Source organism: Stagnihabitans sp. (genome assembly GCF_964946895.1).
This window is the reverse complement of sequence record NZ_CBBQHX010000003.1, coordinates 48,677-71,225: the sequence shown is the minus strand read 5'-3', so window position 1 is coordinate 71,225 and position 22,549 is coordinate 48,677. Positions and strand designations below refer to the sequence as shown.

General features: G+C 63.0%; 21 protein-coding genes and 2 tRNA genes. 8 read left to right on the top strand and 15 right to left on the bottom strand.

What is annotated here, in order from left to right:
- Positions 1-15 precede the first annotated feature (15 nt).
- The 5 genes from AC1Y2B_RS02710 (at position 16) to AC1Y2B_RS02690 (ending at position 4,641) form a co-directional block, all read left to right on the top strand.
- Positions 16-846 (top strand): ferritin-like domain-containing protein, encoded by an 831-nt coding sequence (locus tag AC1Y2B_RS02710; protein WP_482251513.1) that lies wholly within the window; start codon positions 16-18, stop codon positions 844-846.
- A 135-nt stretch (positions 847-981) separates the two neighbouring features.
- Entirely contained in the window at positions 982-2,322 is a 1,341-nt protein-coding gene (locus AC1Y2B_RS02705) for a DUF5930 domain-containing protein (protein WP_482251512.1), read from the top strand.
- Positions 2,312-2,809, top strand: coding sequence for a bactofilin family protein (locus tag AC1Y2B_RS02700; protein ID WP_482251511.1), 498 nt, complete (start codon positions 2,312-2,314; stop codon positions 2,807-2,809). The genes AC1Y2B_RS02705 and AC1Y2B_RS02700 overlap by 11 nt, the downstream gene beginning before the upstream one ends.
- Positions 2,810-2,895: 86 nt before the next feature.
- Positions 2,896-3,192 carry a hypothetical protein gene (locus AC1Y2B_RS02695; RefSeq protein WP_482251510.1) on the top strand — a complete coding sequence of 99 codons (297 nt, stop codon included), beginning with the start codon at positions 2,896-2,898 and terminating at the stop codon, positions 3,190-3,192.
- A 33-nt stretch (positions 3,193-3,225) separates the two neighbouring features.
- Positions 3,226-4,641 (top strand): MFS transporter, encoded by a 1,416-nt coding sequence (locus tag AC1Y2B_RS02690; RefSeq protein ID WP_482251509.1) that lies wholly within the window; start codon positions 3,226-3,228, stop codon positions 4,639-4,641.
- Here AC1Y2B_RS02690 and AC1Y2B_RS02685 read toward each other — a convergent pair.
- From AC1Y2B_RS02685 to AC1Y2B_RS02665, 5 genes are all read right to left on the bottom strand, one after another.
- Positions 4,631-5,404: a DUF2189 domain-containing protein gene (locus tag AC1Y2B_RS02685; RefSeq protein ID WP_482251508.1), complete on the bottom strand. Its 774-nt coding sequence runs from the start codon at positions 5,402-5,404 to the stop codon at positions 4,631-4,633. The genes AC1Y2B_RS02690 and AC1Y2B_RS02685 overlap by 11 nt on opposite strands.
- Positions 5,405-5,621: 217 nt before the next feature.
- Entirely contained in the window at positions 5,622-6,749 is a 1,128-nt protein-coding gene (gene prfB / locus AC1Y2B_RS02680; RefSeq protein WP_482251507.1) for a peptide chain release factor 2, read from the bottom strand.
- Between the two features lie 110 nt (positions 6,750-6,859).
- A complete protein-coding gene (locus AC1Y2B_RS02675; RefSeq protein ID WP_482251506.1) occupies positions 6,860-9,415 on the bottom strand; it encodes a penicillin-binding protein 1A in 2,556 nt (851 codons plus the stop codon).
- 96 nt (positions 9,416-9,511) lie between these two features.
- The gene (locus AC1Y2B_RS02670; RefSeq protein ID WP_482251505.1) at positions 9,512-10,726 is read right to left on the bottom strand and encodes an N-acetylmuramoyl-L-alanine amidase; all 1,215 of its coding nucleotides are present in this window, start codon (positions 10,724-10,726) and stop codon (positions 9,512-9,514) included.
- Between the two features lie 59 nt (positions 10,727-10,785).
- Positions 10,786-11,928: a pyridoxal phosphate-dependent aminotransferase gene (locus AC1Y2B_RS02665; RefSeq protein ID WP_482251504.1), complete on the bottom strand. Its 1,143-nt coding sequence runs from the start codon at positions 11,926-11,928 to the stop codon at positions 10,786-10,788.
- Positions 11,929-12,015: 87 nt separating this feature from the next.
- On the opposite strand from AC1Y2B_RS02665, the gene AC1Y2B_RS02660 reads away from it, so the two are divergent.
- Positions 12,016-12,759 carry a DsbA family protein gene (locus AC1Y2B_RS02660; protein ID WP_482251503.1) on the top strand — a complete coding sequence of 248 codons (744 nt, stop codon included), beginning with the start codon at positions 12,016-12,018 and terminating at the stop codon, positions 12,757-12,759.
- Between the two features lie 108 nt (positions 12,760-12,867).
- Here the strand turns inward: AC1Y2B_RS02660 and ispG are convergent, their stop codons facing one another.
- From ispG to AC1Y2B_RS02640, 4 genes are all read right to left on the bottom strand, one after another.
- Entirely contained in the window at positions 12,868-13,983 is a 1,116-nt protein-coding gene (gene ispG / locus AC1Y2B_RS02655) for a flavodoxin-dependent (E)-4-hydroxy-3-methylbut-2-enyl-diphosphate synthase (RefSeq protein ID WP_482251502.1), read from the bottom strand.
- A gap of 65 nt (positions 13,984-14,048) precedes the next feature.
- A complete protein-coding gene (locus AC1Y2B_RS02650) occupies positions 14,049-15,278 on the bottom strand; it encodes a helix-turn-helix domain-containing protein (RefSeq protein WP_482251501.1) in 1,230 nt (409 codons plus the stop codon).
- A gap of 119 nt (positions 15,279-15,397) precedes the next feature.
- A complete protein-coding gene (gene hemA / locus AC1Y2B_RS02645; RefSeq protein WP_482251500.1) occupies positions 15,398-16,621 on the bottom strand; it encodes a 5-aminolevulinate synthase in 1,224 nt (407 codons plus the stop codon).
- A gap of 115 nt (positions 16,622-16,736) precedes the next feature.
- Positions 16,737-17,186: a hypothetical protein gene (locus AC1Y2B_RS02640; RefSeq protein WP_482251499.1), complete on the bottom strand. Its 450-nt coding sequence runs from the start codon at positions 17,184-17,186 to the stop codon at positions 16,737-16,739.
- 79 nt (positions 17,187-17,265) lie between these two features.
- Between AC1Y2B_RS02640 and AC1Y2B_RS02635 the strand changes: the two genes are divergently transcribed.
- Both AC1Y2B_RS02635 and AC1Y2B_RS02630 read left to right on the top strand, forming a co-directional pair.
- Positions 17,266-18,639, top strand: a complete 1,374-nt coding sequence (locus tag AC1Y2B_RS02635) for a M20/M25/M40 family metallo-hydrolase (RefSeq protein WP_482251498.1) — start codon at positions 17,266-17,268, stop codon at positions 18,637-18,639.
- Positions 18,636-19,085: a GNAT family N-acetyltransferase gene (locus AC1Y2B_RS02630; RefSeq protein WP_482251497.1), complete on the top strand. Its 450-nt coding sequence runs from the start codon at positions 18,636-18,638 to the stop codon at positions 19,083-19,085. Before AC1Y2B_RS02635 ends, AC1Y2B_RS02630 begins: the two co-directional genes overlap by 4 nt.
- A gap of 51 nt (positions 19,086-19,136) precedes the next feature.
- Here AC1Y2B_RS02630 and AC1Y2B_RS02625 read toward each other — a convergent pair whose 3' ends face one another.
- The 6 genes from AC1Y2B_RS02625 to AC1Y2B_RS02600 form a co-directional block, all read right to left on the bottom strand.
- The gene (locus AC1Y2B_RS02625) at positions 19,137-19,472 is read right to left on the bottom strand and encodes a DUF1344 domain-containing protein (RefSeq protein ID WP_482251496.1); all 336 of its coding nucleotides are present in this window, start codon (positions 19,470-19,472) and stop codon (positions 19,137-19,139) included.
- 349 nt (positions 19,473-19,821) lie between these two features.
- Entirely contained in the window at positions 19,822-20,079 is a 258-nt protein-coding gene (locus AC1Y2B_RS02620; protein WP_482251495.1) for a DUF1344 domain-containing protein, read from the bottom strand.
- Between the two features lie 301 nt (positions 20,080-20,380).
- On the bottom strand, positions 20,381-20,686 hold the full coding sequence (locus AC1Y2B_RS02615) for a DUF1344 domain-containing protein (RefSeq protein ID WP_482251494.1): 306 nt from the start codon (positions 20,684-20,686) through the stop codon (positions 20,381-20,383).
- 281 nt (positions 20,687-20,967) lie between these two features.
- A tRNA-Asp gene (locus AC1Y2B_RS02610) sits at positions 20,968-21,044 on the bottom strand.
- Positions 21,045-21,101: 57 nt separating this feature from the next.
- Positions 21,102-21,178: transfer RNA gene (locus tag AC1Y2B_RS02605), tRNA-Asp, on the bottom strand.
- Between the two features lie 131 nt (positions 21,179-21,309).
- Entirely contained in the window at positions 21,310-22,395 is a 1,086-nt protein-coding gene (locus AC1Y2B_RS02600; RefSeq protein ID WP_482251493.1) for a calcium-binding protein, read from the bottom strand.
- Positions 22,396-22,549 lie beyond the last annotated feature (154 nt).

Here is a 22,549-nt window from a genome sequence, read left to right as displayed (position 1 = left end):
GAAAAGGGCCGCGCAATGACATTGGCCGAGATGGCGGTTGAGGTGCTCGGCACCTCTGACGGGCGGACCAAGACCGCTTTGGGGCGGGCCCATGCGGCCACATGGTTTGCCGCGCGGGCCGCCGGGATGCCGCTGGAAATTGGTCGGGCCGTGCCGCCCGACCAGCCCGCGCGTCCTGAAAAGCCGGAACTGCTGTCGCCGCGCGATGTGCCCCGCCGGCGGCCGGGCAGCGCGCTGGGGCGGATCGCCATGCTGCACGCGATTGCCCATATCGAATTGAACGCCGTTGATCTGCATTGGGACATCATCGCCCGCTTCGCGGATCTGCCAATGCCTTTGGGGTTCTACGACGACTGGGTGAAGGCCGCCGATGACGAGGCCAAGCACTTCAACCTGATCTGCGATTGTCTGGAGGTGCTGGGCAGTCATTACGGCGCCCTGCCCGCCCATGCCGGGATGTGGCGCGCGGCCGAGGACACGGCGCAGGACCTGTTCGGACGCCTGGCCGTGGTTCCGATGGTGCTGGAGGCACGCGGCCTTGATGTGACGCCGGGCATGATAGACCTTTTCCGCGCTGCAGGGGAAACCCAAGCCATCGACGCGCTTGAGGTCATCTATGCCGAAGAGGTGGCTCACGTCGCCTATGGATCGAAATGGTTCAACTGGCTCTGCGGGCGCGATGGACTGGACCCGAAAGAGGCCTTCCACGACCTTGTGCGCCGCTATTTTCATGGTCTGTTGAAACCACCCTTCAACGAGGCCAAGCGGGCCGAGGCGGGGCTGCCGCCCGATTTCTACTGGCCCTTGACCGAAGCCGCCGGAACTGGGGCCAAGGCGGAGAGCTGACCCCGGCGGATTCCCGCGAAGCGGGACCGGCGCGCGGCCAAAAGAGTTGCGAGGGCGGTCGGCGCTGGCTAATCACGATCGAACGCCCGTTCTGGGCGGGTATTGCCATTGATATTTCCCCAGAACGGACAGCACGTGCTGACAAGGCTCGCCTATCGCATAAACCTCTGGCTTGAACCCCGGTTCCCGGAACAGCGCCTGTTCCTGAAATCCGACGCCACAACCCGCTTCATCCGGCTCAGGCCCATGACGCAGGCGATCAGCGTGGTGGTTGGGGTTCTGGCTGTCGGCTGGACGATCTTTGCGACGGCCATCCTTCTGATGGATTTCATCAACTCAGGGTCTTCCCGCGAACAGGTCCAGCGCCAGACCGCGCTTTATGAAGAACGTCTGAACGCCTTGTCCGATGATCGTGACCTGCGTGTGGCTGAAGCCGCCAGCGCCCAGCAACGCTTCAATCTGGCGCTGACGCAGGTGTCGGCCATGCAGGAACGGTTGCTCGCCTCTGAAACCCGCCTGCGTGAGTTGGAGACCGGGATCGATGTGATCCAGAACACTCTGCGCCGCACGATCCGCGAGCGCGACGAGGCGCGGGGCGAGGCGGCACAGGCCCAGGTTGCGCTGAACACCCAGCCCGGGACCACGCATACCGACATGGGTCAGACGCAGGATATCGCAGCCACGCTGGACATCATGGCGCAGGCCCTGACCGATACGGCCAAGGACCGTGACTCTCAGGCTGCCGATGTGGTGACCGAACAGGACCGCACCGCCGCCGTCGCCAAGCAGAAGGCCGAACTTGAGGCGCGCAACACCATCATCTTCGGCAAGCTCGAAGAGGCGCTGACCGTCTCGGTCGAGCCTTTGGACAAGATGTTCAAGGCGGCCGGCCTGAACCCCGACGACCTGATTGCCACCGTGAAATCCGGCTACTCCGGTCAGGGCGGGCCATTGTCGCCGATTGCGCTGTCTACCATGGGCCTGTCTGGAAGCCCGGACGAGACCCGGGCCAATGCCATCCTGCAAGGCCTGGATACGCTGAACATGTACCGAATCGCCGCCTTCAAGGTGCCGCTGGGTCTGCCGCTGAAGTCCACATTCCGCTTCACCTCGGGCTTTGGCACGCGCGACGACCCGATCAATGGATCGGCGCGGATGCACGAAGGACAGGATCTGGCGGGCGATTATGGCTCTGCGGTCTATGCGACTGCCGATGGAACCGTCACCTATGCCGGTTGGGAAAGCGGATATGGCCGTTTGATCAAGGTGCAACACGCCTTCGGCATCGAAACCCGGTACGGCCACTTGTCGCAGATCGAAGTGAATGTCGGTCAAAAGGTATCGCGTGGCGAAAAAATCGGTGATATGGGCAACTCAGGCCGGTCTACCGGCACTCACCTTCACTACGAGGTCCGTCTAAGCGGCACTGCCGTAAATCCGATGACCTTCATAAGGGCAGCGAAAGATGTTTTCTAAGAGCCGCATCAATGAACCCGGTCCCAAGGCTGGCGAGAGCGAAAAACCAAAGGCGCCGGAGGCCCCTGTGACAAAACCTGCGATGGACTACACGCCGTCTGCCCCCAAGGGCAAAGCCGGGCCGTCGATCCTGTCGTCCGATCTGACAGTCGTGGGCAACCTGAAGACCTCGGGTGATATCCAGGTTGAAGGCACGGTCGAGGGCGATATCCGCGCCCATCTGCTGACGGTCGGCGAAAGCGCCACCATCCGGGGCGAGATCGTTGCTGACGATATCGTCGTAAACGGCCGCGTGATTGGTCGGGTCCGGGGCCTGAAGGTCCGGCTGACGTCGTCCGCGCGGGTCGAGGGCGACATCATCCACAAGACCATCGCCATCGAATCGGGCGCTCATTTCGAAGGTTCGGTCCAGCGTCAGGAAGACCCGCTGGCCTCCAGCCGCGGTGCCTTGCCGCCGCCCGGAGCCAGCGGTTCAGACGGGATCTGAACCCACCTTCTTGCAGAACGCGGGCATCGGGAAACCGGTGCCCGTCTTCGTTTGGAGGCCCGAAGCTGGAAGCGCTGACCGCCCTGATGCAGGCTTGTAAAGCCGAAATCCGCAGGAGGATTGGCGGCGTCTGGTTTACACTCACCAGAAATCTGGTGATCGGCACCCACACCGGCGACCTGATCACAGGGGTCCGCATCGAAGCCGTGCCGCGCGCCTTGGCGCAGGGCGCCACGCCAAGGAGCATCGGTGGGAGCACGGTGAAGGCCTGGATCTTTGTGACACCGCGCCCTGCGGATTTGTCCCTGTGGGTTGACCTTTCGCGGCGCTTCAACCGCACCCTGCCGCCCGAAGCCGCCAGACAAAGGTCGCAGAAGGCCTAGACCGCAGCCGCCGCCTGCGCCACCTTGCCGGGCATGACACAATCCCCGATCTGCCGCACCAGACCCGGCTACCTGCTGGCCGCTGCCGTTCTGGCCTCGGCCATGGGCTTTATCGATTCGTCGGTCACAGCCATCGCCCTGCCCTCGATCCGCGCCAGTCTGGGGGGCACGTTGAGTGCTGCCGAATGGGTGCAGGGCGGCTACCTGCTGGCGCTGACGGCGCTCATCCTTGTGGGTGGGGCGATGTCGGACCGTTTCGGCGTGGTCCGGATGTTTCAGGGCGGCATCGCGGCCTTTGTCATCAGTTCGATGCTATGCGCTGCGGCCCCGTCGATCCCCTTGCTGATCGCCGCCCGCGCGCTGCAGGGCATGGGGGCAGCCTTCATGGTGCCGGGGTCGATGACCCTTGTCTCACGCGCCTATCCGCGCGAGGAACGCGGTCGCGCCCTTGGCCTGTGGGCCGCCGCCGCCACCGCCACCACCGCCGGAGGGCCGATCCTTGGCGGGCTGGTGCTGACCCTTGCGGGGGGCGACGCCTGGCGGGCGATCTTCGCGTTGAACCTGCCCTTGGGCGGTGCCGCCTTGTGGCTTCTGGCGCGCCATGCCAACCCGGACCGCGGCCGCCCGGGGACGCCGGTGGACCTGTGGGGTGCCGGACTTGCGACGCTGTGTCTGGGTGCCCTGGCCGTGGCCTTGACCGAGGGACAGGCGCTCGCCCTGCCCGCCGCAGGCCTATCGCTGCTGGCAGCATTGGGCTTTGTCTGGCTTGAGGCGCGGCTCAGGGCCCCGATGATACGCCTTGGCTTGTTCCACGACCGCGCCTTCAGTGCGGTGAACCTTGCCACGCTGCTTCTTTATATCGGGCTGAACGGCTTCAGCTTCTATCTGCCGATGACGGCGATTTCGGCCTGGGGTGTCTCTCCGCTGGGGATCACGGCGGCCTTTCTGCCGGGGTCTGTTCTGATCGCAAGCCTGTCTTCTCGGGCGGGGCGGCTGTCTGACAGGATCGGGCCGGGTTGGCCCCTGACGCTGGGTTGCCTGACCGTGGCGATGGGATATGGGCTGATCGCCCACTTCGCTCCCCAGCAGCAGTTCTGGCGCCTGACCGTGCCGTTCTGCGTCATCACGGGTTTGGGTCTTGCCCTGCTGGTGGCCCCGCTCACCGCCGCCGTCATGGCCCATGCGCCCGATGCCGACCAAGGCGCCGCCTCTGGCATCAACAACGCCACCGCCCGGGCGGCCGCCTTGATTGCCGTGGCCTTGATGGGGCGGATCGCCACGCTGTCCTATGGCCCGATATCGACGGAAATGCCCGGCTTCGCCCTGCCCTTCACCTCTGACGCGCATCGGGCGGCGACCAGCCTTGCCTTCGCGCATATCGCCGCCACTTCGGCGGGCCTTGCCCTCGCGGCGGCGGCGGTGTCGGCCTTTGGCCTGCTCAGACGATGAGCCTGCGGTAAAGATGCCAACTGGCGTGGCCATAAAGTGGCAGCACCACGAACAGCCCCAGAAACCCCGGCACCATCGCCACAAACAACGAGGCGGCAATCAGCGCGCCCCAGCCCAGCATCACGACCGGCGACACTGTCACCGCCCGAACCGAGGTGATCATGGCCGTTACAAAATCCACCTCGCGGTCCAAGAGAAGCGGCAAGCTGACCACGGCCAACGCAAACAGCAGCGTGGAAAAGCAGGCCCCCACGACCGTGCCCATCCCCAGCATCGCCATGCCCTGCGGCGTGGTGAAGATGGTCAAGGACGAAGTGACATTGGTCAGGGTCGAGGTGCCCAGAAACAGCGCGAAGGTCATGTGGCTCAGGAAATTCCAGAACAGAAAGAACACCACGATCACCGCCGCCATCGAGGGGATCTGCCGGTCCTTCTGCCGCAGGATAACACCGAAGATGGCGCCAGGCGACAAAGCCTCGCCCGCCTCGATCCGGCGCGAGATTTCATAGAACCCGCAGGCGATGAAAGGCCCCAAAATGGGAAACCCGGCCGAGACCGGGATCGTCCACCACAGCTGCCCCTTCAGGCCAAGCGCCGCCACGATCAGCCAGCCGCCCAGCACATAGACCAGCGCGAAGGCCATGCCGAACAGCGGCGCCTTCCGAAAATCGCGCCAACCCGCCTGCAAGGCGGCCCGAATATCCGAAGCATCGGCCGCCATCACCGTCACCTGAACCGGTGACGCATTCTCCACCACAGCCATGCTGTCTCCTCCCAACAGACCGCCACGCGCCTCCCCGCGCGCTTTCTCTTGCTCTTTGCCAAATACTCCACGGGGGTGCGGGGGGCGTGGCCCCCCGCTCCGACCTTGGGGGCAAGGCAGAGCGGTCTGACGGCAAGGTGCGACATTTGGCCCCGATCACGCAACAGGCATGACAAGGCCAGATGCGACTATTTTGCAGGCGACCGGGAAAGAACGCTCAGTCTTCGCCCATCGCATCGGCGCGCGACTTGCCGGAGACGTCCTTGGCCAGCGTGGCGGCCATGAAGCGGTCCAGATCGCCATCCAGCACGCCGCCGGTGTCCGAGGTTTCGACCCCGGTGCGCAGGTCCTTGACCATCTGATAGGGCTGCAAGACGTAGGACCGGATCTGGTTGCCCCAGCCCGCCTCGCCCTTCGATTCATGCGCTTCCAGAATGGCCGCGTTGCGTTTGTCCAGTTCCTGCTGGTAGAGGCGGCTCTTCAACGCCTGCATGGCGATGTCGCGGTTCTGGTGTTGCGACTTCAAGCTTGAGGTCACCACGATCCCTGACGGGAAGTGGGTGATCCGCACGGCCGAGTCGGTTTTGTTGACGTGCTGACCACCCGCCCCCGAGGACCGGTAGGTGTCGATCCGGATGTCCTTGTCCTGCACGTCGATCTCGATGTTGTCATCCACCACCGGATAGACCCAGACCGAACAGAATGAGGTGTGCCGCCGCGCCGCCGAGTCATAAGGCGAAATCCGCACCAGACGATGCACCCCCGCCTCCGACTTCAGCCAGCCATAGGCATTCTTGCCGCTGATCTTGTAGCCAACTGAACGGATGCCCGCCTCTTCGCCCGGCGTTTCGGACTGCATCTCGACCGTGTAACCCTTCTTTTCCGCCCAGCGCACATACATCCGCGCCAGCATCGAGGCCCAATCGCAGCTTTCCGTCCCACCCGCGCCGGCGTTGATTTCCAGGAAGGTGTCGTTGCCATCGGCCTCGCCGTCCAGCAGAGCTTCCAGTTCCTTTTGCGCTGAAAGGTCTACCAGCGCCTTCAAGGCCGCCTCGGCTTCGGTGACGATTTCCTCGTCGCCCTCGGCCTCGCCCAGTTCGATCAGTTCGACATTGTCGCGCAAACCGTTGCCGATCAGATCAAAGGTCGACTGCGCGTCGATCAGCCCCTGGCGTTCCCGCATCAGCTTCTGGGCCTTGGCCGGGTCGTTCCACAGGTCCGGCGCCTCGATCATGGCGTTGAACTCTTCCAGCCGGTGCGGCGCGGTTTCCACGTCCATCCGCTGGCCCAGAAGCCGCAGCGACTTCTTGATCGCTTCGACATGGTTGAGGGTTTCGGCGCGCATGGTGAGGGTTCCCTATTCGATGGGGCTGCAGAGAGGTTGCGGCGGGATTTAGCGGCAGACGGCGGGCGGGACAAGGTAGGATGGGCATTTTGCCCATCTAACCTGACACCTCAGTACAGGCCCCCGGAACTGGCACTGCCGAAGGCGGCCTTCTTCTGCACGGTCGAGGTCTCGCCATTGCCGTTGGTGACGGTGGTGGTCTGGCCGGACTGATCGGTCTGGTCGGTTTCCCCGGCGGCAAACAGGGGCAGATCCTGCCCCATGCCAAAGCCACCGTCCACCATGGCGCCAAGGCCGAACACCGGTTCCTCGCCATCGCGGAAGTATTCCGGCTGCACATTCGGCCCGGTCGCCCCATCGGGCAACTGGGCACCCGAATAGCGGTCGATATTGATGAAATGCCCGCCGTCCGGCACCTTGAAATCAGTCCCGCCAAAGCGCTTGACGGCCTGTTCCATGAAGGCCTGGAAGATCGGCACGCAAAGCGTCCCGCCAAAGGCGCCCGGCCCCAGCGTGCGCGGGTTGTCATAGCCCATGTAGCAGCCCGCCACGAGGTTGGAGGTGAAGCCGATGAACCAGACATCCTTGGCGTCATTCGTCGTCCCGGTCTTGCCCGCCACCGGCACCGGCAAATGCACCCCGGTTCCGGTTCCCCGGAAGATCACCCCCTGCAGCATCGAGGTCAGCTGGTAGGCCGTGATCGCATTCATCACCCGCTCGCGGTTGTTGGTGATGTCCAGCGCCATGCCGGGCGGCAGGCTGTCATTGCCACAATCGGTGCAGGTGCGCGCGTCGTGGCGGTAGATCGTCTTGCCGTAGCGATCCTGCACACGGTCAACCAGCGTCGGCTCCACCCGCTCGCCGCCGTTGGCGAACATGGCGTAGGCCGCAACCATCTTGAACAGCGTCGTCTCCTGCGCGCCCAAGGCATTGGCCAAAAGGGGTTGCAGATGGTCATAGACGCCAAACCGTTCGGCATAGCCCGCGACGGTGTCCATGCCGACTTCCTGGGCAATCCGGATCGTCATCAGGTTCCGGCTTTGCTCGATCCCGGTGCGCATTGGAACCGGACCATAATACTTCGCCTCGGCGTTCTTCGGCGTCCACAGGCCCTGCGGCGTGTCCACCGTGATTGGCGCATCCACGATGATGGTGGCGGGTGTATAGCCGGAATCCAGCGCAGCCGCATAGACGAAGGGCTTGAAGCTCGACCCCGGCTGGCGTGCCGCCTGAGTGGCGCGGTTGAAGACGGAATCCTCGTAGCTGAACCCGCCCTGCATTGCGATCACCCGGCCGGTGTTCACGTCCATCGCCATGAAGCCGCCCTGCACTTCGGGCACCTGCCGCAGCGACCAGTGGTCCAGACTGCCATCCGCCGCCATGACCTTGGTGACCATCACCACATCGCCCGGCGCAACCAGATCGGCCGGCACCTTGGCCTTGGCCGCAAGCGAGCCATCGGCGTTGCGCTTGCGCGCCCACTTCACATCCTTGGCCGGAATGCTGGCAGGGGCGTCCTCGCCCTCGATGCCAACCGTCGCGGTGGTGTCATCCACCGACAGCACGACCGCAGCATTCCAGCCTTCGACGTCGCGCGGCAGGTTCGCCACATTGGCCAGGGCCGCCCGCCAGGCATCCGCACCGAGATCCTGAGGGGCCAGCACCTTGCCGGTGCCGCGCCACACACCCTGATCGCGATCGTACTTCTCAAGTCCGTCGCGCAGCGCCTTGGCGGCGATCTTTTGCAGGTCCGGGTCCTCGGTGGCGCGGATCGACAGGCCGCCGGTGAAAAACTCGTTCTCTCCAAAGGTGCCCGACAATTGCCGACGGATTTCGTCGGTGAAGTAATCCCGCGGCGGCATGGTATTGCGATAGGCCGGAATGTCACCGCCCTGCACGGTTTTCAGCTCTTCCGCCTTGGCCGCCTCTCCGGTCGCCTGATCCAGATAGCCGTTCTGTTCCATTTCATTGAGCACATAGTTCCGGCGCTCGACCAGGCGGGCCTTGTTGCGGACCGGGTGAAAATTCGACGGCTCTTTGGGCAGCGAGGCCAAGGTGGCGGCCTCGGCCGGTGTCAACTCGGTCAGGGTCTTGTTGAAATAAGTCTGGGCGGCGGCAGCCACGCCATAGCTGTTCTGACCCAAAAAAATCTCGTTCAGATACAGTTCCAGAATTCGGTCCTTGCTGAGCGTCTGCTCCAGCCGGGTTGCCAGGATGATTTCCTTGATCTTGCGTTCCGCCGTGCGGTCGCCCGACAGCAGGAAGTTCTTGGTCACCTGCTGTGTGATTGTGGACGCCCCGCGCGTGTTCTGCCCATGCGAGCGAATCGCCTCCCAGGCTGCGGCGATGATGCCATGCAGATCATAACCGGGATGGGTGTAGAAGTTCTTGTCCTCGGCCGAGATGAAGGCGTCCTTGACCAGATCGGGAATATCGCTGATCGGCACGAAAAGTCGCCGTTCGGTGGCGAATTCGTCCATCAACTGACCTTCGGCCGAGTAAATCCGGCTGATTGTTGGCGGCGCGTATTGGGCAAGGCTCTCATGGCTCGGCAGGTCGCGGGAATACATGTAGAAGACGCCGCCCACGGTCAGGGCCGCAAACAACAGTCCCAGCGTGACCATCGAAAAGATGGCCCCGAAGATCGACACGATAAACCTGAGCACCGAGCGCCCCCTTTGAGTGGCGTCCTTATACCGCGCGCCGCAACGGATGGTCAAAACGTTGACGTGAAAGTTCACCGGTTCCCGGTGCAAACCCGCCTACGGGCTGACACCGGCCTGCGCCGCATCCGCCTTGGCCCAGGCCTTCAACCCGTCGCGGATTGCCGCGGCCATGGTCGCCCGCCATTGCGGATCCTGCAGATGGGCCAGATCGCTGTCCGAGGACAGAAATCCCACCTCCAGCAGGATCGAGGGGATATCGGCCGATTTCAGCACCGAAAAATCTGCCTCCTGATGTGGATGTCGGTGCATGCGGATACCCGCACCCTGAATGGCCGCAACCATTTCATCCGCCAGCCTTGCGGTGCGTGGCTGGGTTTCGGCCCGCGCCATATCCATCAGGACCGTCGCCACCACGTCGTCCTGCTGGCTCAGGTCCACGCCCGCCAGCAAATCGTCGCGGTTGTGCCGCTCGGCCAAGGTGGCGCTGGCCTTGTCCGTCGCCTCGTTCGCCAAGGTGTAGACCGTGGCCCCCACGGCCTCGCCCTCGGCCAGCGCATCGGCATGCAGTGCCAGAAAGACCTGCGCCCCCGCCATATGGGCGATCGAGATGCGGGTTTCCAACGGCACGAAGGTGTCATCCTCCCGCGTGAGGATCACGTTGAAGCCTCCGTCGCGCAACAAAACCTCTTTCAACTCGCGGGCGAAGACCATCATCAGCTTGGCCTCGGATTGCCCCCCCGCCTCGGCCCCCGGATCAATGCCACCATGCCCGGGGTCCAGCACCACGATCAGCGGCCCCTTGCCCCGCGGCGGCACCGGCACCAATGGCGCAGGCTTGGGCAAGGCCCAGCCCTGCGGTTCCGGTTCCGCCGCCTTGGCCGCGAACTCCTCCTGCGAGGCCGGACGCAGCGTGATGTGCACGGACGTGTCCGGATCGGTCGCCATCCCGGCCTGATCCACCACCATCGGGCCCATCAGATCCACCACCAGCCGCGACCAGCCGGGCCGGAAGACCCCTGCCCGCAGCCCCAGCACATCGGCACTGCTTTGCTGCATCTGGCTCAGACCCGACCAGTCCACCTCGCGAAAGTCGACGATCAGGCGCGGTGGATTGTCCAGCACCCGCACCCGCCACGGCACTGGCTGGCTGATCGCCAGTTGCAGATCAACTCCCGTGCTTGCATCGACCAGATGGCTCTTCGCCGGCTCCAGCCGGGCCAGGGCGGAAAGCGTCTGCGCCGGGCCGGGACCTGTAAAACCGAACAGCAGCACAAGTAGGCTTATCACAAACCGCACGCCCCACCCCTTCATCCAGGTCCAAATATCCCACGGGGGTCCGGGGGTGTGAAACCCCCGGCGGCCCGCCCCGTTCACCGACGCTGGCCCATATAGGCCTGCAGCCGGCGCAAGCCTTCTTCGATATCCGCCGTGGCCCGTGCATAGGAAAACCGCAAGGTCTTTCCCCCGCGCTGCGGGTCGAAATCAAGACCCGGGGTCACGGCAACACCCGCCTCGCGCAACAGCTCGGCCGAAAACGCCAGCGAATCCTGCGTCAGATCGCCGACATCGGCATAGACATAGAACGCACCGTCCGGAGGGGCGATCCGTGTAAACCCCGCCTTGGGCAAACCATCCAGCATCAACTGGCGGTTTGCGGCATAGGTGGCGCGGTTGGCTTCCAGTTCGTCGATGCAGTCAAGTGCGGCCAAGGCGGCCACCTGCGCCACATGTGGCGCGCAGATGAACAGGTTCTGCGCCAGACGTTCCACGGTGCGGATGTGATCCTCGGGCACCACCATCCAGCCCACCCGCCAGCCGGTCATGCTGAAGTATTTCGAGAAGGAATTGATCACATAGGCCTCATTCCCGATCTCCAAAGCCGACACCGCGCGGTCGCCATAGTGCAGGCCGTGGTAAATCTCGTCGGAAACGAAGTTGATGGTGCGGGCCGCGGAAACCTCCATCAAGGCGGCCAAAGCCTTGCGGTCCAGCATCGTCCCGGTGGGATTGCCCGGAGAGGCGACGATCAGGCCCTGCAGATCCAGTCCTTCCAAATCGGCAGGCACTGGCTGAAGGCGGTTTTCCGCGCGGGACGGGATGCCCACCGGCACAAGGTCCAGCGCCTTCAGGATCTGCCGATAAGACGGATAGCCCGGTTCGCCCAGACCGACGCGGTCGCCGCCGTCAAACAGCGCCGTGAATGCCAACAGAAACGCCCCCGACGAACCCGAGGTGACAATCACCCGCGCCGGATCCAGATCGATGCCATACCAGCGCCGGTAAAGCTGTGCTATCGCGGCCCGCAGCTCTGGAATGCCCAAGGAAACCGTATAGCCCAAGGGCTGTGCCAGCGCCTTGGCCACAGCCCGGTTCGCCCCAGCGGGTGCGCCGGTGCCGGGTTGGCCGACCTCCATGTGGATGATGTGACGGCCCGCCGCCTCGGCCGCCCTTGCGGCTTCCACCACATCCATCACAATGAAGGCATCCACTTGCCCCCGTCTTGATCTTATCATCAACCTGCCCCATCCTGCCCCCCCATGTTCCCCCGCGCGAGGCTGTCGTCAAGCCGTCGAAACGCCCGCGCCCGTCAAAGGTCTGTCATGCGCCGCTTTGCTCTTGCCACATTTGCCTGCCTGCTGGCCTCAACCTCTTTTGCCGGTGGCTTGGGTGACATGACGCCCGCCGAGCGCGATGCGTTCCGGGCCGAGGTGCGGCAGTACCTGATCGACAATCCCGAAGTGATCATGGAAGCGATGCAGGTCTTGCAGCAAAAGCAGGATCAGGCGGCCGCACAGGCTGACACCCAGACCCTGTCGAGCAATGCAGACGCCATCTACAAGGACCCGGCCAGCTGGGTCGGCGGCAACCCGAACGGCAACATCACCGTTGTGGAGTTCATGGATTACCGCTGCACCTATTGCCGCAAGGCCTATTCCGAGGTCGAGGATCTGGTGAAGACCGATGGCAACATCCGCTTTGTGGTCAAAGAGTTCCCGATCCTTGGTGACGATTCCCTGATCTCGTCGAAATTCGCCATCGCGATGCGGATGCTGCATGGCGATGACGCCTACAAGGCCGTTCATGATGCCCTGATCACCCTGCGCGGCTCGCCCGATGCCGAGACGCTGGGGCGATTGGCCAAGACGCTGGGCTACGATCCGGCGGAGATTATGGCCAAGATGGACAGCAAGGATGTGACCGACATCATCAATGCCAACCACGCACTGGCGGCCAAGCTGAACATCACCGGCACGCCGACCTTCGTGATCGACACCAAGATGCTGCGGGGCTATGTGCCGGAAGATGGCATGAAGCAGATCGTCGCACAGGAGCGCGCGGGTTAAGTCCCGCATTTTCTGCGAAAATTCGGCCAGACGGCTTAAAGTGCAAAACGCCCGGATCTTTCCCTGAAAGGTCCGGGCGTTTGATTTCTTTCCGGGAAGGAGCGCAGCTCAATCGACCTTGGCAGCTTCGATCTCGGCGGCCTTTTTCTCAACCAGTTCGACGATGTGATCGACCATCTTGTCGTTGCCCATCGTATGCGCCTGTTTGCCCGCCAGATAGACCATGCCCTTGCCGGCCCCACCGCCCGTGAAGCCAATGTCGGTCATCAGCGCCTCGCCGGGACCATTCACCACGCAGCCGATGATCGACAGGCTCATCGAGGTGGTGACATGCGCCAGGCGGGTTTCCAGTGCCGAAACGGTCTTGATCACGTCAAAACCCTGCCGCGCACAGGAGGGGCAAGAGATGATCGTGACCCCCCGGTGCCGCAAACCAAGCGACTTCAGGATTTCAAACCCAACCTTGACCTCTTCCACTGGGTCCGCCGACAGGCTGACGCGGATCGTGTCGCCAATGCCCATCCACAGCAGGTTGCCCAGACCGATCGCCGATTTCACCGTGCCGGAAATCAGCCCACCGGCTTCGGTGATTCCCAGATGGATCGGCGCATCCGTCACCGTCGACAACTGTTGATAGGCCGCTGCCGCCATGAAGACATCCGAGGCTTTCACGCTGATCTTGAATTCGTGAAAATCATTGTCCTGCAACAGCTTGATGTGGTCCATTCCGGATTCCACCATGGCATCCGGGCAAGGCTCGCCATACTTGTCCAGGAGATGCTTTTCCAAGGAACCCGCGTTCACGCCAATCCGGATGGAACAGCCATGGTCCTTGGCAGCCTTGACCACCTCGGCGACGCGGCGGGCATCGCCAATGTTGCCGGGGTTGATGCGCAGACACGCGGCACCGGCCTCGGCGGCTTCAATCGCGCGTTTGTAGTGGAAGTGGATGTCGGCCACGATGGGAACCGGGCTTTCCGCCACGATGGCCTTCAACGCATGGGTCGCATCCTCATCAGGTGTCGAAATCCGCACGATGTCGGCGCCTGCGGCGGCACAGCGTTGGACCTGCTCCAGCGTGGCTTTCACGTCAGAGGTGATCGTGTTTGTCATCGTCTGCACCGAAATCGGCGCGTCACCGCCGACCAGCACCTTACCCACCCGGATTTGGCGGCTGACACGACGGTCGATGTTGCGCCAAGGGCGGATCGGATTGTGGCTCATGAAAGGTCCTCGTGTTCGCTGCGGGCAAGATAGGCCGCGCACGACGGCGCTGCAACGCCAGACCTTCAGTTCTGCGGTGTCGCTGCCGCTGCGGAATCCGCCGCCGGGGCCACTTGCGTCGCCTCGGCCACATTGACGAAATGCGCCAGATCCGCATCGCCCGAAATATCCGCCAGCTGGTAGGTCGAGGTCAGGGACGCCACATCCAGCGACAGGTTCTTGACCACGCTGCTGCCGGGCGATGCCGGGCCATAGGTCTTGCCCTTCACCGAGAAATAGACCGAGCCCGAATTGCCCGCCCGCAACACCGGAGCCTGCGCCAAAGCCGGAACCGAATACCGTTCGCCGGCGTCCAGGATCTTTTCGAACAGCACGGTGCCATCCACCGCCGACACCCGCACCCAAGACGGCCGCACCGCGAGGATTTCGACCCCCGGGGCGGCATCGGCGACAACTTGCACCGGGGTATCGGCACCCGCCGCAGCCGCCGCGACAGCCTGATCCACCGCACTGGCCGACACGGCCGTGACGGGTGCGGCCGTGTCATTGGGATTGATCGCCGCGATCGGACCGTCGCGTGGGGTCAGAACGGGAACCGTCAGCGCCTCGGGCCGATAAAGCATATCGGCGCCAGACCCCGTGGCATCTGCGGACTGTTGCGCCGCCGGGGCGGAACGCACCAGCGGTGCATCGCCCTTGACGTTGCCAAGCGGATCAATCTCGGCCACCACGGCGGGGGCTTCATTGACCGGGGCCAGTTGCACGCGCTGCACTTCCTGCAGCACAGACCAGCCACCATACCCCAAGGCGCCAATCAGCGCGATCAGCACCGCGAAAGACCCAACTGCCCCAGGCTCCAGCTTGGAGAACAGGCTTTCGCCCTGCGGCACAAAGCTGGAATGCACGAAGGGATCGCGGTTTTCCAAAGGCACCCGGTTGCGCGCCGCCTTGATCATCTGACCCGAGGCCGCCGCCGACATGCCATGCGCCACTTCAAAATTCGCCTCGATGCAGAAGCGCGTGAAGGAGGCATCCGGATCCATGCCCAGATAGCGCGAGTAGGACCGCACATAGCCCGCCACAAAACCGGGAGATTCAAAGGCAGAGACATCTGCGTTTTCGATGGCGGCGATATACGAAGCTTTGATCTTCAACTCGCGCTGCACATCAAGAAGTGATTTGCCAAGCGTGGCGCGTTCGCCCCTCATCAGGTCACCGAGCCGCAGTTCGAAGTCGTCAAAGCCCTTTGGCCCCTCCAACTCCGGCGTCGGTATGCGGAATTTCCGCCCGATCATGCGCCTTGCCCCATCACTGCCCCGTATCGTTCCCGAGTCGCCGTTAAGACACGACTCATGGCCGCTCGTATTCCGCAAAGGCTAGCACAGGGCAAGCCTCTTTGCATATGCAGTAACCCTCAGGCCGAGGCTTGCGCACGATTCAGCGCACAGTGCTGCCAGAGCTGATCCATGGCCTTCACCAGCTTGTCGATTTGGGCCGAATCATGCACCGGCGAGGGGGTAAAGCGCAGCCGTTCGGTGCCACGCGGCACCGTCGGGAAGTTGATCGGCTGGACGTAGATGCCATAATCCTCCAGCAGCATGTCGGACAGCATCTTGCAATGGATGGGGTCACCAACGTGCACAGGCACAATATGTGAGCCGTGATCGAAGATCGGCAGGCCCAGACCCTTCAATCGCATCTTCAGGATCTTGGCATTGGTCTGCTGGGCATCGCGCAGATATTGCGCCGTTTTGAGGTAGCGCACCGAAGCCGCGGCCCCCGCCGCAACGGTGGGCGGAAGCGAGGTCGTGAAGATGAATCCGGGGGCATAGGACCGCACCGCATCCACCATTTTTGCACTGGCGGCTATGTAACCACCGAATACGCCGTAGGCTTTGGCCAGCGTCGCATTGATGATGTCAATCCGGTGCATCTGGCCATCCCGCTCGGCCACGCCCGCCCCGCGCGGGCCGTACATGCCGACCGCGTGCACCTCATCGATATAGGTCAAAGCGTTGAATTCTTCAGCCAAATCGCAGATCGCTTCGATCGGGCCAAAGTCGCCGTCCATCGAGTAGATCGATTCGAACGCAATCAGCTTCGGCGTCGTCGGATCGTCCTTGGCCAGCAGTTCGCGCAGGTGGGCCACATCGTTGTGGCGGAAGATCCGCTTTTCGCCACCGCCGCGGCGGACCCCTTCGATCATCGACGCGTGATTGAGCGCATCCGAGTAAATAATCAGCCCCGGGAAAATTGCCCGCAGGGTCGACAGGGTAGCGTCATTGGCGACATAGGCCGAGGAGAAGACCAAGGCCGCCTCCTTGCCGTGCAGGTCGGCCAACTCCGACTCAAGCCGCTTGTGATAAACCGTGGTGCCGGAAATGTTGCGCGTGCCACCCGAGCCTGCGCCGCACGCATCCAGCGCCTCATGCATTGCGGCCAGCACCACCGGGTTCTGCCCCATGCCAAGATAGTCATTGCCACACCAGACCGTGATGTCCTGCGTCGTACCATCGGGCCGGTGCCAGTTGGCATGCGGGAAATGACCCTGCTGACGCTCGATATCAATGAAGGTGCGATAGCGCCCTTCGTCGTGCAGGCGTTGCAAGGCGGTATCGAGCGCAGATGCATAGGTCATGGTGTTCTCCTGTCCGCGATACTTTGCGGCAAATTCCTTGCGGTGCCTTTGATTTGCATCAAAACCGCTTCGGGCGACAGACGGCAATTTGCCGCCCCCGCCTGTTCAAGTGGGGTCAGGGCTTCGGGCCGATCTCCAGCACGGTCACGCAGGGCTTGCCAGCCTTGCCGCGTTTGGCATCGCAAGCCGCCGTCACCGCCTTGGCCGCACTGGCCGCGTCGGGGAAATCGCTGAGCGCAATGGCCGTTTCCGTCGGCGCGCCGTCTTTCAGGAACCCGTCATCGGGTGCCAGCGCCAGGGCCGAGAAATGGGATTTGTCGCCCGGCACAAAGACCGCCAGCGCCTGAGAGTTCTTGGCCACCAGTCGCAGGGTCGTCAACTCCTGATCCTTCAGGAACGGATAGACATGCAGGGTGATCTGCGCGCCATCAAGCGTGTTGACCTCGACCGGCACATCCTTGGCCCAAGCCGCCCCTGACCAAGCCGCTGCCGCCATGGCAACGCCAACCAGACCATATCCCAAAAGCTTGCGCATCTGCCGCTCCATCGCATTCACCGCGGTCATCTAGCGTGAAATTCCCGGTCTGGACAGTCCCCGCGCGCCTGCTAGGCTTGGCGGTGCCTATCACAAGATGGAGACCGCCATGACCCTTGCCCCCGTGCTGGAGCAGATCGACGCCACATTGCCCGAGGCGATTCAACGCCTGATCGACCTGCTGCGCATCCCCTCCATCTCGACCGACGCCGCCTACAAGCCCGATTGCGCCAGGGCCGCCGACTGGTTGGTGGCAGACCTTGCGGCCTTGGGCTTTGATGCCTCCAGCCGCCCGACGCCGGGTCATCCGATGGTGGTGGCCCATGGCGGCACCGGGTCGGGCGCGCATCTGCTGTTTTACGGCCACTATGACGTGCAACCGGTGGACCCGCTGTCGCTCTGGACCCGTGATCCCTTCGACCCTGCCATCGAGGAGACCCCGAAAGGCCGCATCCTGCGCGGCCGTGGCTCATCCGACGACAAGGGCCAGCTGATGACCTTCATCGAGGCCTGCCGCGCCTGGAAGGCCGTTCACGGCACCCTGCCCGGCAAGTTGACGATCTTTCTTGAGGGCGAAGAGGAATCCGGCTCGCCCTCGCTGATCCCGTTCCTGAAAGCCAATGCCGAAGAGCTGAAAGCCGACGTTGCGCTGATCTGCGACACTGGCCTGTTCGAAAGCCGCGCCCCGGCCATCGTCACCATGCTGCGCGGGCTTCTGGGTGAGGAGTTCACCATCCATGCTGCCAGCCGAGACCTGCATTCCGGCATGTATGGTGGCCTTGCGCAGAACCCGATCCACATCCTGTCGAAAATCCTTGCCGGCCTGCATGACATCGAAGGCCGCGTTCAGGTGCCGGGCTTCTACGATGGCGTGACGGAACTGTCGGACGAGTTGCGCAGCCAGTGGCAGAACCTTGCCTTCGACCACGCCCGTTTCCTGGGCGATGTCGGCCTGTCGGTCCCGGCGGGCGAACAAGACCGCACGCCGCTTGAAAAGCTCTGGTCACGCCCGACCGCCGAGGTGAACGGTATCTGGGGCGGTTATACCGGCGACGGTTTCAAGACCGTCTTGCCCGGCGAAGCGCATGCCAAAGTCTCATTCCGGCTGGTTGGCAAACAAGACCCCTTCAAGCTGCGCGAAGCGTTCCGTGCTTGGGTCGAAGCCCAGCTTCCCGCCGATTGTACGGTGGACTGGAAGGGCCATGGCAATTCCCCGGCCTCGGTCATGTCGATCGACCATCCCGCCTTCGCCGCATGCCGCACCGCCCTGACCGAAGAATGGGGCATCCCTGCCGCCTATGTCGGTGCCGGCGGATCCATCCCCGTGGCGGGTTATTTCAAGACCTACCTCGGCATGGACGCCATCCTGATGGGCTTTGCCAAGGACGATGACCAGATCCACTCGCCCAACGAAAAATACGACCTCGACAGTTTCCACAAAGGCATCCGTTCCTGGGCGCGGGTTCTGGAGAAGTTGGCATGACTTCGCGCAGTTTGATCCGCGACGCGACACCCGCAGACGAAGAGGCGTGGCGCAAACTCTGGCAGGGCTTCCTGGACTACTATCAGCAAGCGCTGGACCCGGCCATCACCGCCCACACTTGGGCCCGCCTGATGGACCCGGCGTCGCGACTGCAAGCCCGACTAGCAGAAGTTGACGGCAAGGTTCTGGGCTTCGCCATTCACCATCATCACCCCTCGACATGGGTGATGGGCGATGACTGCTATCTGGAGGACCTGTTCGTCTCTGCCGATGCACGCGGCAAGGGGCTGGGCCGGGCACTGATCGAGGATCTGCAGGTTTTGGCCCGGTCCCGCGGCTGGCACAGGCTTTACTGGAACACCGAGGCCGACAATACCACGGCGCGCCGCCTCTACGACACCTTCGTCCATAATGACGGCCACATCCGCTATCGCCTGCGGCTGTAAATGAAAACGGGGGCCAAGCGGCCCCCGTTCCCTTGCCATGGAAGGCGCAGATCAGGCAGCGACGATCGCGGTGGCGATGTTCATCTTGCCCTTGGTCTTCGAGGTGACCGAGACCGACTCGCCAACCTTCAGGTCCGCGATCTTGACGTGCGATTGCACGTGGAAAACGGTGCCGTCTTCCAGCGTCACGGTGTGGGCCTTGGCGTCGATCGCCTTGATCACGCCCTTGGTTTCGGTGGTCTTGGCGACGGCCTTGACAGCAGCCTTGGCCGGAGCAGCGACGGCGGCCGTTGCCGGTGCGGTCACCGCTGCGGTGGTACCGGCAAAGGAAGCGCCGGCCATCATCACGGTGGCGATCAGGGCGAGGGGAAGGAATTTCGAGGTCATGTGAGTCTCTCCGTGGGAAAAGCCCGGATGTTACGGGGGTGTAGGACACCGGGGCCAAGAACGTGCAAGGCGCTCCGGGCCTGACGTTTCGCCACCCCCAGGGTGTCGAGCGGCTGGCTCTGGACTTGCAGGATCCGTCTATGACGCTTCAATTTGCGGCGAAACCCCATCTCACGTGACGGTGACAAGACGTGATTATTCCTTTATTATCAATAGTTTATATAATAATCTTTGGTTAGTATATTTGTATCTTCCGCGATGGTCCGTCGCCCGTACCAGACCAGACCGATGGGCGAAAAGCAAAACGGGGGCCCGAAGACCCCCGCTGCATCACACCGATGTGGCGTGATTATTGGGCTTTGACGCCGGTCGCTTCCTTCAGGTCGCCCTTGGCTTCCCAAGTCACGACGACTTTCTCGCCAACCTTCAGGTCAGCGACCTTGAAGCCTGCGGGCAGGTGATAGGAGGTGCCGTCCTCCAGAGTGACGGTCAGCGCCTTTTCGTCAATCGACTTGATCGTGCCCGAGGTGTCGGTCGCGGCAGCGAAGGCCATCCCGCCAAACGACAGGGAAGCGACAACAACGAGGGGAAGGATTTTCGAACGCATGTCAGTTTCTCCAGATATATGCGGCCTCTTTGGCGAGGCGCTTTTTGCAGCGACGTCCAAGGCACTCCGGGTCTGTCGTGTCAGCGATTTTTGGGTCGCCCGGCAGGCTCTGGCCTTGTGAAACGGTGTGTAGCTCAGGGTTTGAGTCGCGTTAAGGGGGGCTCACCATCAGGTGAAGCTGCGTGAAAAACCGTGCATCACCAATACGTTACCAGTCTTTTCTCAGACATCCGGACGTCGAAAATGAAAGAACGGGGACCCGTGGGGGATCCCCGTTCTTCATGGGCGCGCAGGGCTGAAATCAGCCGGCGGTGATCGCCGTTGCGTTGTGGTGCTTGCCCTTCATTTCAAAGGTCACCTTCACCTTTTCGCCGACCTTGAGGTCCTTGAGCGCAGCAGCGTCGGTCACGTGATAGCGCCAGCCATCCGACAGGACGACGTACAGGCCCTTGGCGTTGATCTTGGTGATGGTGCCGGTGGCGGTGCCCGGGGCCGCGGCGGCGGCTGTGGTGGTGGCGGCCGTCGTCGTGGCGGTGGTGCCTGCGAAAGCAGCGCCGCCGAGCGTCATGCCGGCAATCAGGCTCAGGGTAAGGATGTTCGAACGCATCTGGGTCTCTCCCTTGGCGCAAAGACCCCGTCCCGAGGTTCTTGGCCGAAATGTCACAAGGCTCTCCAAGCCTGCCGGTCCGGCGATGTCCAGGATCTCCCGGCGGACTTTGACCTTGCGAAAATCGGTGTAGCGCGGGGCATTGCGCGGGGTAAGGGGGGCTCACCTTGTGGTGAATTGCCGTGTACAGTCGTGTTTTTCAACTGCGATTTCGGGCCGGCCGGGTGGCCTGAAAAACGAAACGCCCCCCGTTTCCGGAGGGCGTTTTCGCGTTCTGTGACTGGCGCGGTGGACGGGGCTCGAACCCGCGACCCCCGGCGTGACAGGCCGGTACTCTAACCAACTGAGCTACCACCGCGCATTTGTCACAACCCTGATCTTGCGACCAGATTTCACGTTCGGGCGGGCGGATGGCTGGCGCGGTGGACGGGGCTCGAACCCGCGACCCCCGGCGTGACAGGCCGGTACTCTAACCAACTGAGCTACCACCGCATTGCCATCCGGGCCCGCCCGAACGTGAGGGGGTATTACGGAAGCCTCGCGGCGCCGTCAAGCGCCCGCAGGAAGATTCTTGTCGCAAGATCTGTGCCACGACCACAGGCCGGGCCGGAGGGCGATCCGGCTCAACCCAATGCGAAGTCGTCCGCGCTGATCGACCCGGGCGCCACGTTCTCCAGGAAGATCTTGCCCATCGCGACAAAGTTCACGTCAGACAGATCCAGCTCGGTTCCGGCCACATGCGTGACCGGATCAATCCACGTCACACCGGTGAAGTGCGTGCCAGACGCCACGACGATGTGGTCTTGCTTGGCGTGCAGGGAATCCGTGCTGTCGGCGGCAAAGCCATAGATCGTGTCTTCACCGTCGCCGGCATGGAAGACGAAATGGTCAAACCCGGCGCCGCCCGTCAGCTTGTCATTGCCGACACCCCCGATGATGCTGTCGTCGCCTGCGCCACCGTACAGCACGTCATTCCCGATGCCGCCAACCAAGGTGTCGCGCCCGACGCCGCCCGTGATGGTGTTGCTCTTGCCGTCGCCCGTCAACTTGTCTGCATGAGAGGACCCGACAAGGTTTTCGATGCGGACCAAACGGTCGCCCGCCGCATCGCCGCCCACGCCTGCCCCGCCGCTCAGAGTCACCTGAACCCCCAAGGTCGACGTGATATAGGAGGCCGTATCCACGCCCGCGCCACCGTCGAGTGAGTCGGCCCCTGCCCCGCCGATCAGCAGATCCCTGCCCGCGCCGCCGTTGATCTTGTCGTTGCCGCCAAGACCATTGACCGTGTCATTGCCAGCGCCAGGGGCAATCGTCAGATCGTCCCCAAGGCTTGACCCATTCACATGGTCATTGCCGCCATTCACGGCATTCAGCACGCCAAGGATGTTGTGCGCGGTGACGGCCGCGGAAAGGGCTGCCAGATCAATGTCCAGACCTTGCACGCCAATCAATTCATGGTCGCCGGAATCGACGAAGCTGGCCGCAATCACATGCCCACCGACCGGGGTAAAACCCGAATAGGTGAAGGGATTGCTCAACGGGTTCGCCGTCAAGATCACACCCGCCCCATCATGGGCCGAGTTGACATCCAGCAGATACAAATTCGCAGCGCCGTCGATAAACGGGTTCGGCAACAGGTGGTCGCCGTCGATGAAGTCCGTCAGTTTGCCCTGTTCGCCCAGGCCCGTCGAAAGAGTGATCGTCGCCATCTATGCATTCCTTTATGATTCTTTGGATTTATTTATCGAAAGAGTAATCACGTCGCGCCAAACCGGCAACTGGCCCCGGAGGCGCTTTGTCAGAAACGCAGTGTTGCAGGTGCCAAGGCCAAAGGCCGGCCATGCGGAGCCGATGGGTGCGGCA

What these genes read in the sequence shown, in the direction of transcription:
- AC1Y2B_RS02710 (WP_482251513.1), top strand. Translation starts at nt 16, where the DNA reads ATGACATTGGCCGAGATGGCGGTTGAGGTGCTCGGCACCTCTGACGGG.
- AC1Y2B_RS02700 (WP_482251511.1), top strand. Translation starts at nt 2,312, where the DNA reads ATGTTTTCTAAGAGCCGCATCAATGAACCCGGTCCCAAGGCTGGCGAG.
- AC1Y2B_RS02695 (WP_482251510.1), top strand. Translation starts at nt 2,896, where the DNA reads ATGCAGGCTTGTAAAGCCGAAATCCGCAGGAGGATTGGCGGCGTCTGG.
- AC1Y2B_RS02690 (WP_482251509.1), top strand. Translation starts at nt 3,226, where the DNA reads ATGACACAATCCCCGATCTGCCGCACCAGACCCGGCTACCTGCTGGCC.
- AC1Y2B_RS02685 (WP_482251508.1), bottom strand. Translation starts at nt 5,404, where the DNA reads ATGGCTGTGGTGGAGAATGCGTCACCGGTTCAGGTGACGGTGATGGCG.
- prfB (WP_482251507.1), bottom strand. Translation starts at nt 6,749, where the DNA reads ATGCGCGCCGAAACCCTCAACCATGTCGAAGCGATCAAGAAGTCGCTG.
- AC1Y2B_RS02670 (WP_482251505.1), bottom strand. Translation starts at nt 10,726, where the DNA reads ATGAAGGGGTGGGGCGTGCGGTTTGTGATAAGCCTACTTGTGCTGCTG.
- AC1Y2B_RS02665 (WP_482251504.1), bottom strand. Translation starts at nt 11,928, where the DNA reads ATGATAAGATCAAGACGGGGGCAAGTGGATGCCTTCATTGTGATGGAT.
- AC1Y2B_RS02660 (WP_482251503.1), top strand. Translation starts at nt 12,016, where the DNA reads ATGCGCCGCTTTGCTCTTGCCACATTTGCCTGCCTGCTGGCCTCAACC.
- ispG (WP_482251502.1), bottom strand. Translation starts at nt 13,983, where the DNA reads ATGAGCCACAATCCGATCCGCCCTTGGCGCAACATCGACCGTCGTGTC.
- AC1Y2B_RS02650 (WP_482251501.1), bottom strand. Translation starts at nt 15,278, where the DNA reads ATGATCGGGCGGAAATTCCGCATACCGACGCCGGAGTTGGAGGGGCCA.
- hemA (WP_482251500.1), bottom strand. Translation starts at nt 16,621, where the DNA reads ATGACCTATGCATCTGCGCTCGATACCGCCTTGCAACGCCTGCACGAC.
- AC1Y2B_RS02640 (WP_482251499.1), bottom strand. Translation starts at nt 17,186, where the DNA reads ATGACCGCGGTGAATGCGATGGAGCGGCAGATGCGCAAGCTTTTGGGA.
- AC1Y2B_RS02635 (WP_482251498.1), top strand. Translation starts at nt 17,266, where the DNA reads ATGACCCTTGCCCCCGTGCTGGAGCAGATCGACGCCACATTGCCCGAG.
- AC1Y2B_RS02630 (WP_482251497.1), top strand. Translation starts at nt 18,636, where the DNA reads ATGACTTCGCGCAGTTTGATCCGCGACGCGACACCCGCAGACGAAGAG.
- AC1Y2B_RS02625 (WP_482251496.1), bottom strand. Translation starts at nt 19,472, where the DNA reads ATGACCTCGAAATTCCTTCCCCTCGCCCTGATCGCCACCGTGATGATG.
- AC1Y2B_RS02620 (WP_482251495.1), bottom strand. Translation starts at nt 20,079, where the DNA reads ATGCGTTCGAAAATCCTTCCCCTCGTTGTTGTCGCTTCCCTGTCGTTT.
- AC1Y2B_RS02615 (WP_482251494.1), bottom strand. Translation starts at nt 20,686, where the DNA reads ATGCGTTCGAACATCCTTACCCTGAGCCTGATTGCCGGCATGACGCTC.
- AC1Y2B_RS02600 (WP_482251493.1), bottom strand. Translation starts at nt 22,395, where the DNA reads ATGGCGACGATCACTCTTTCGACGGGCCTGGGCGAACAGGGCAAACTG.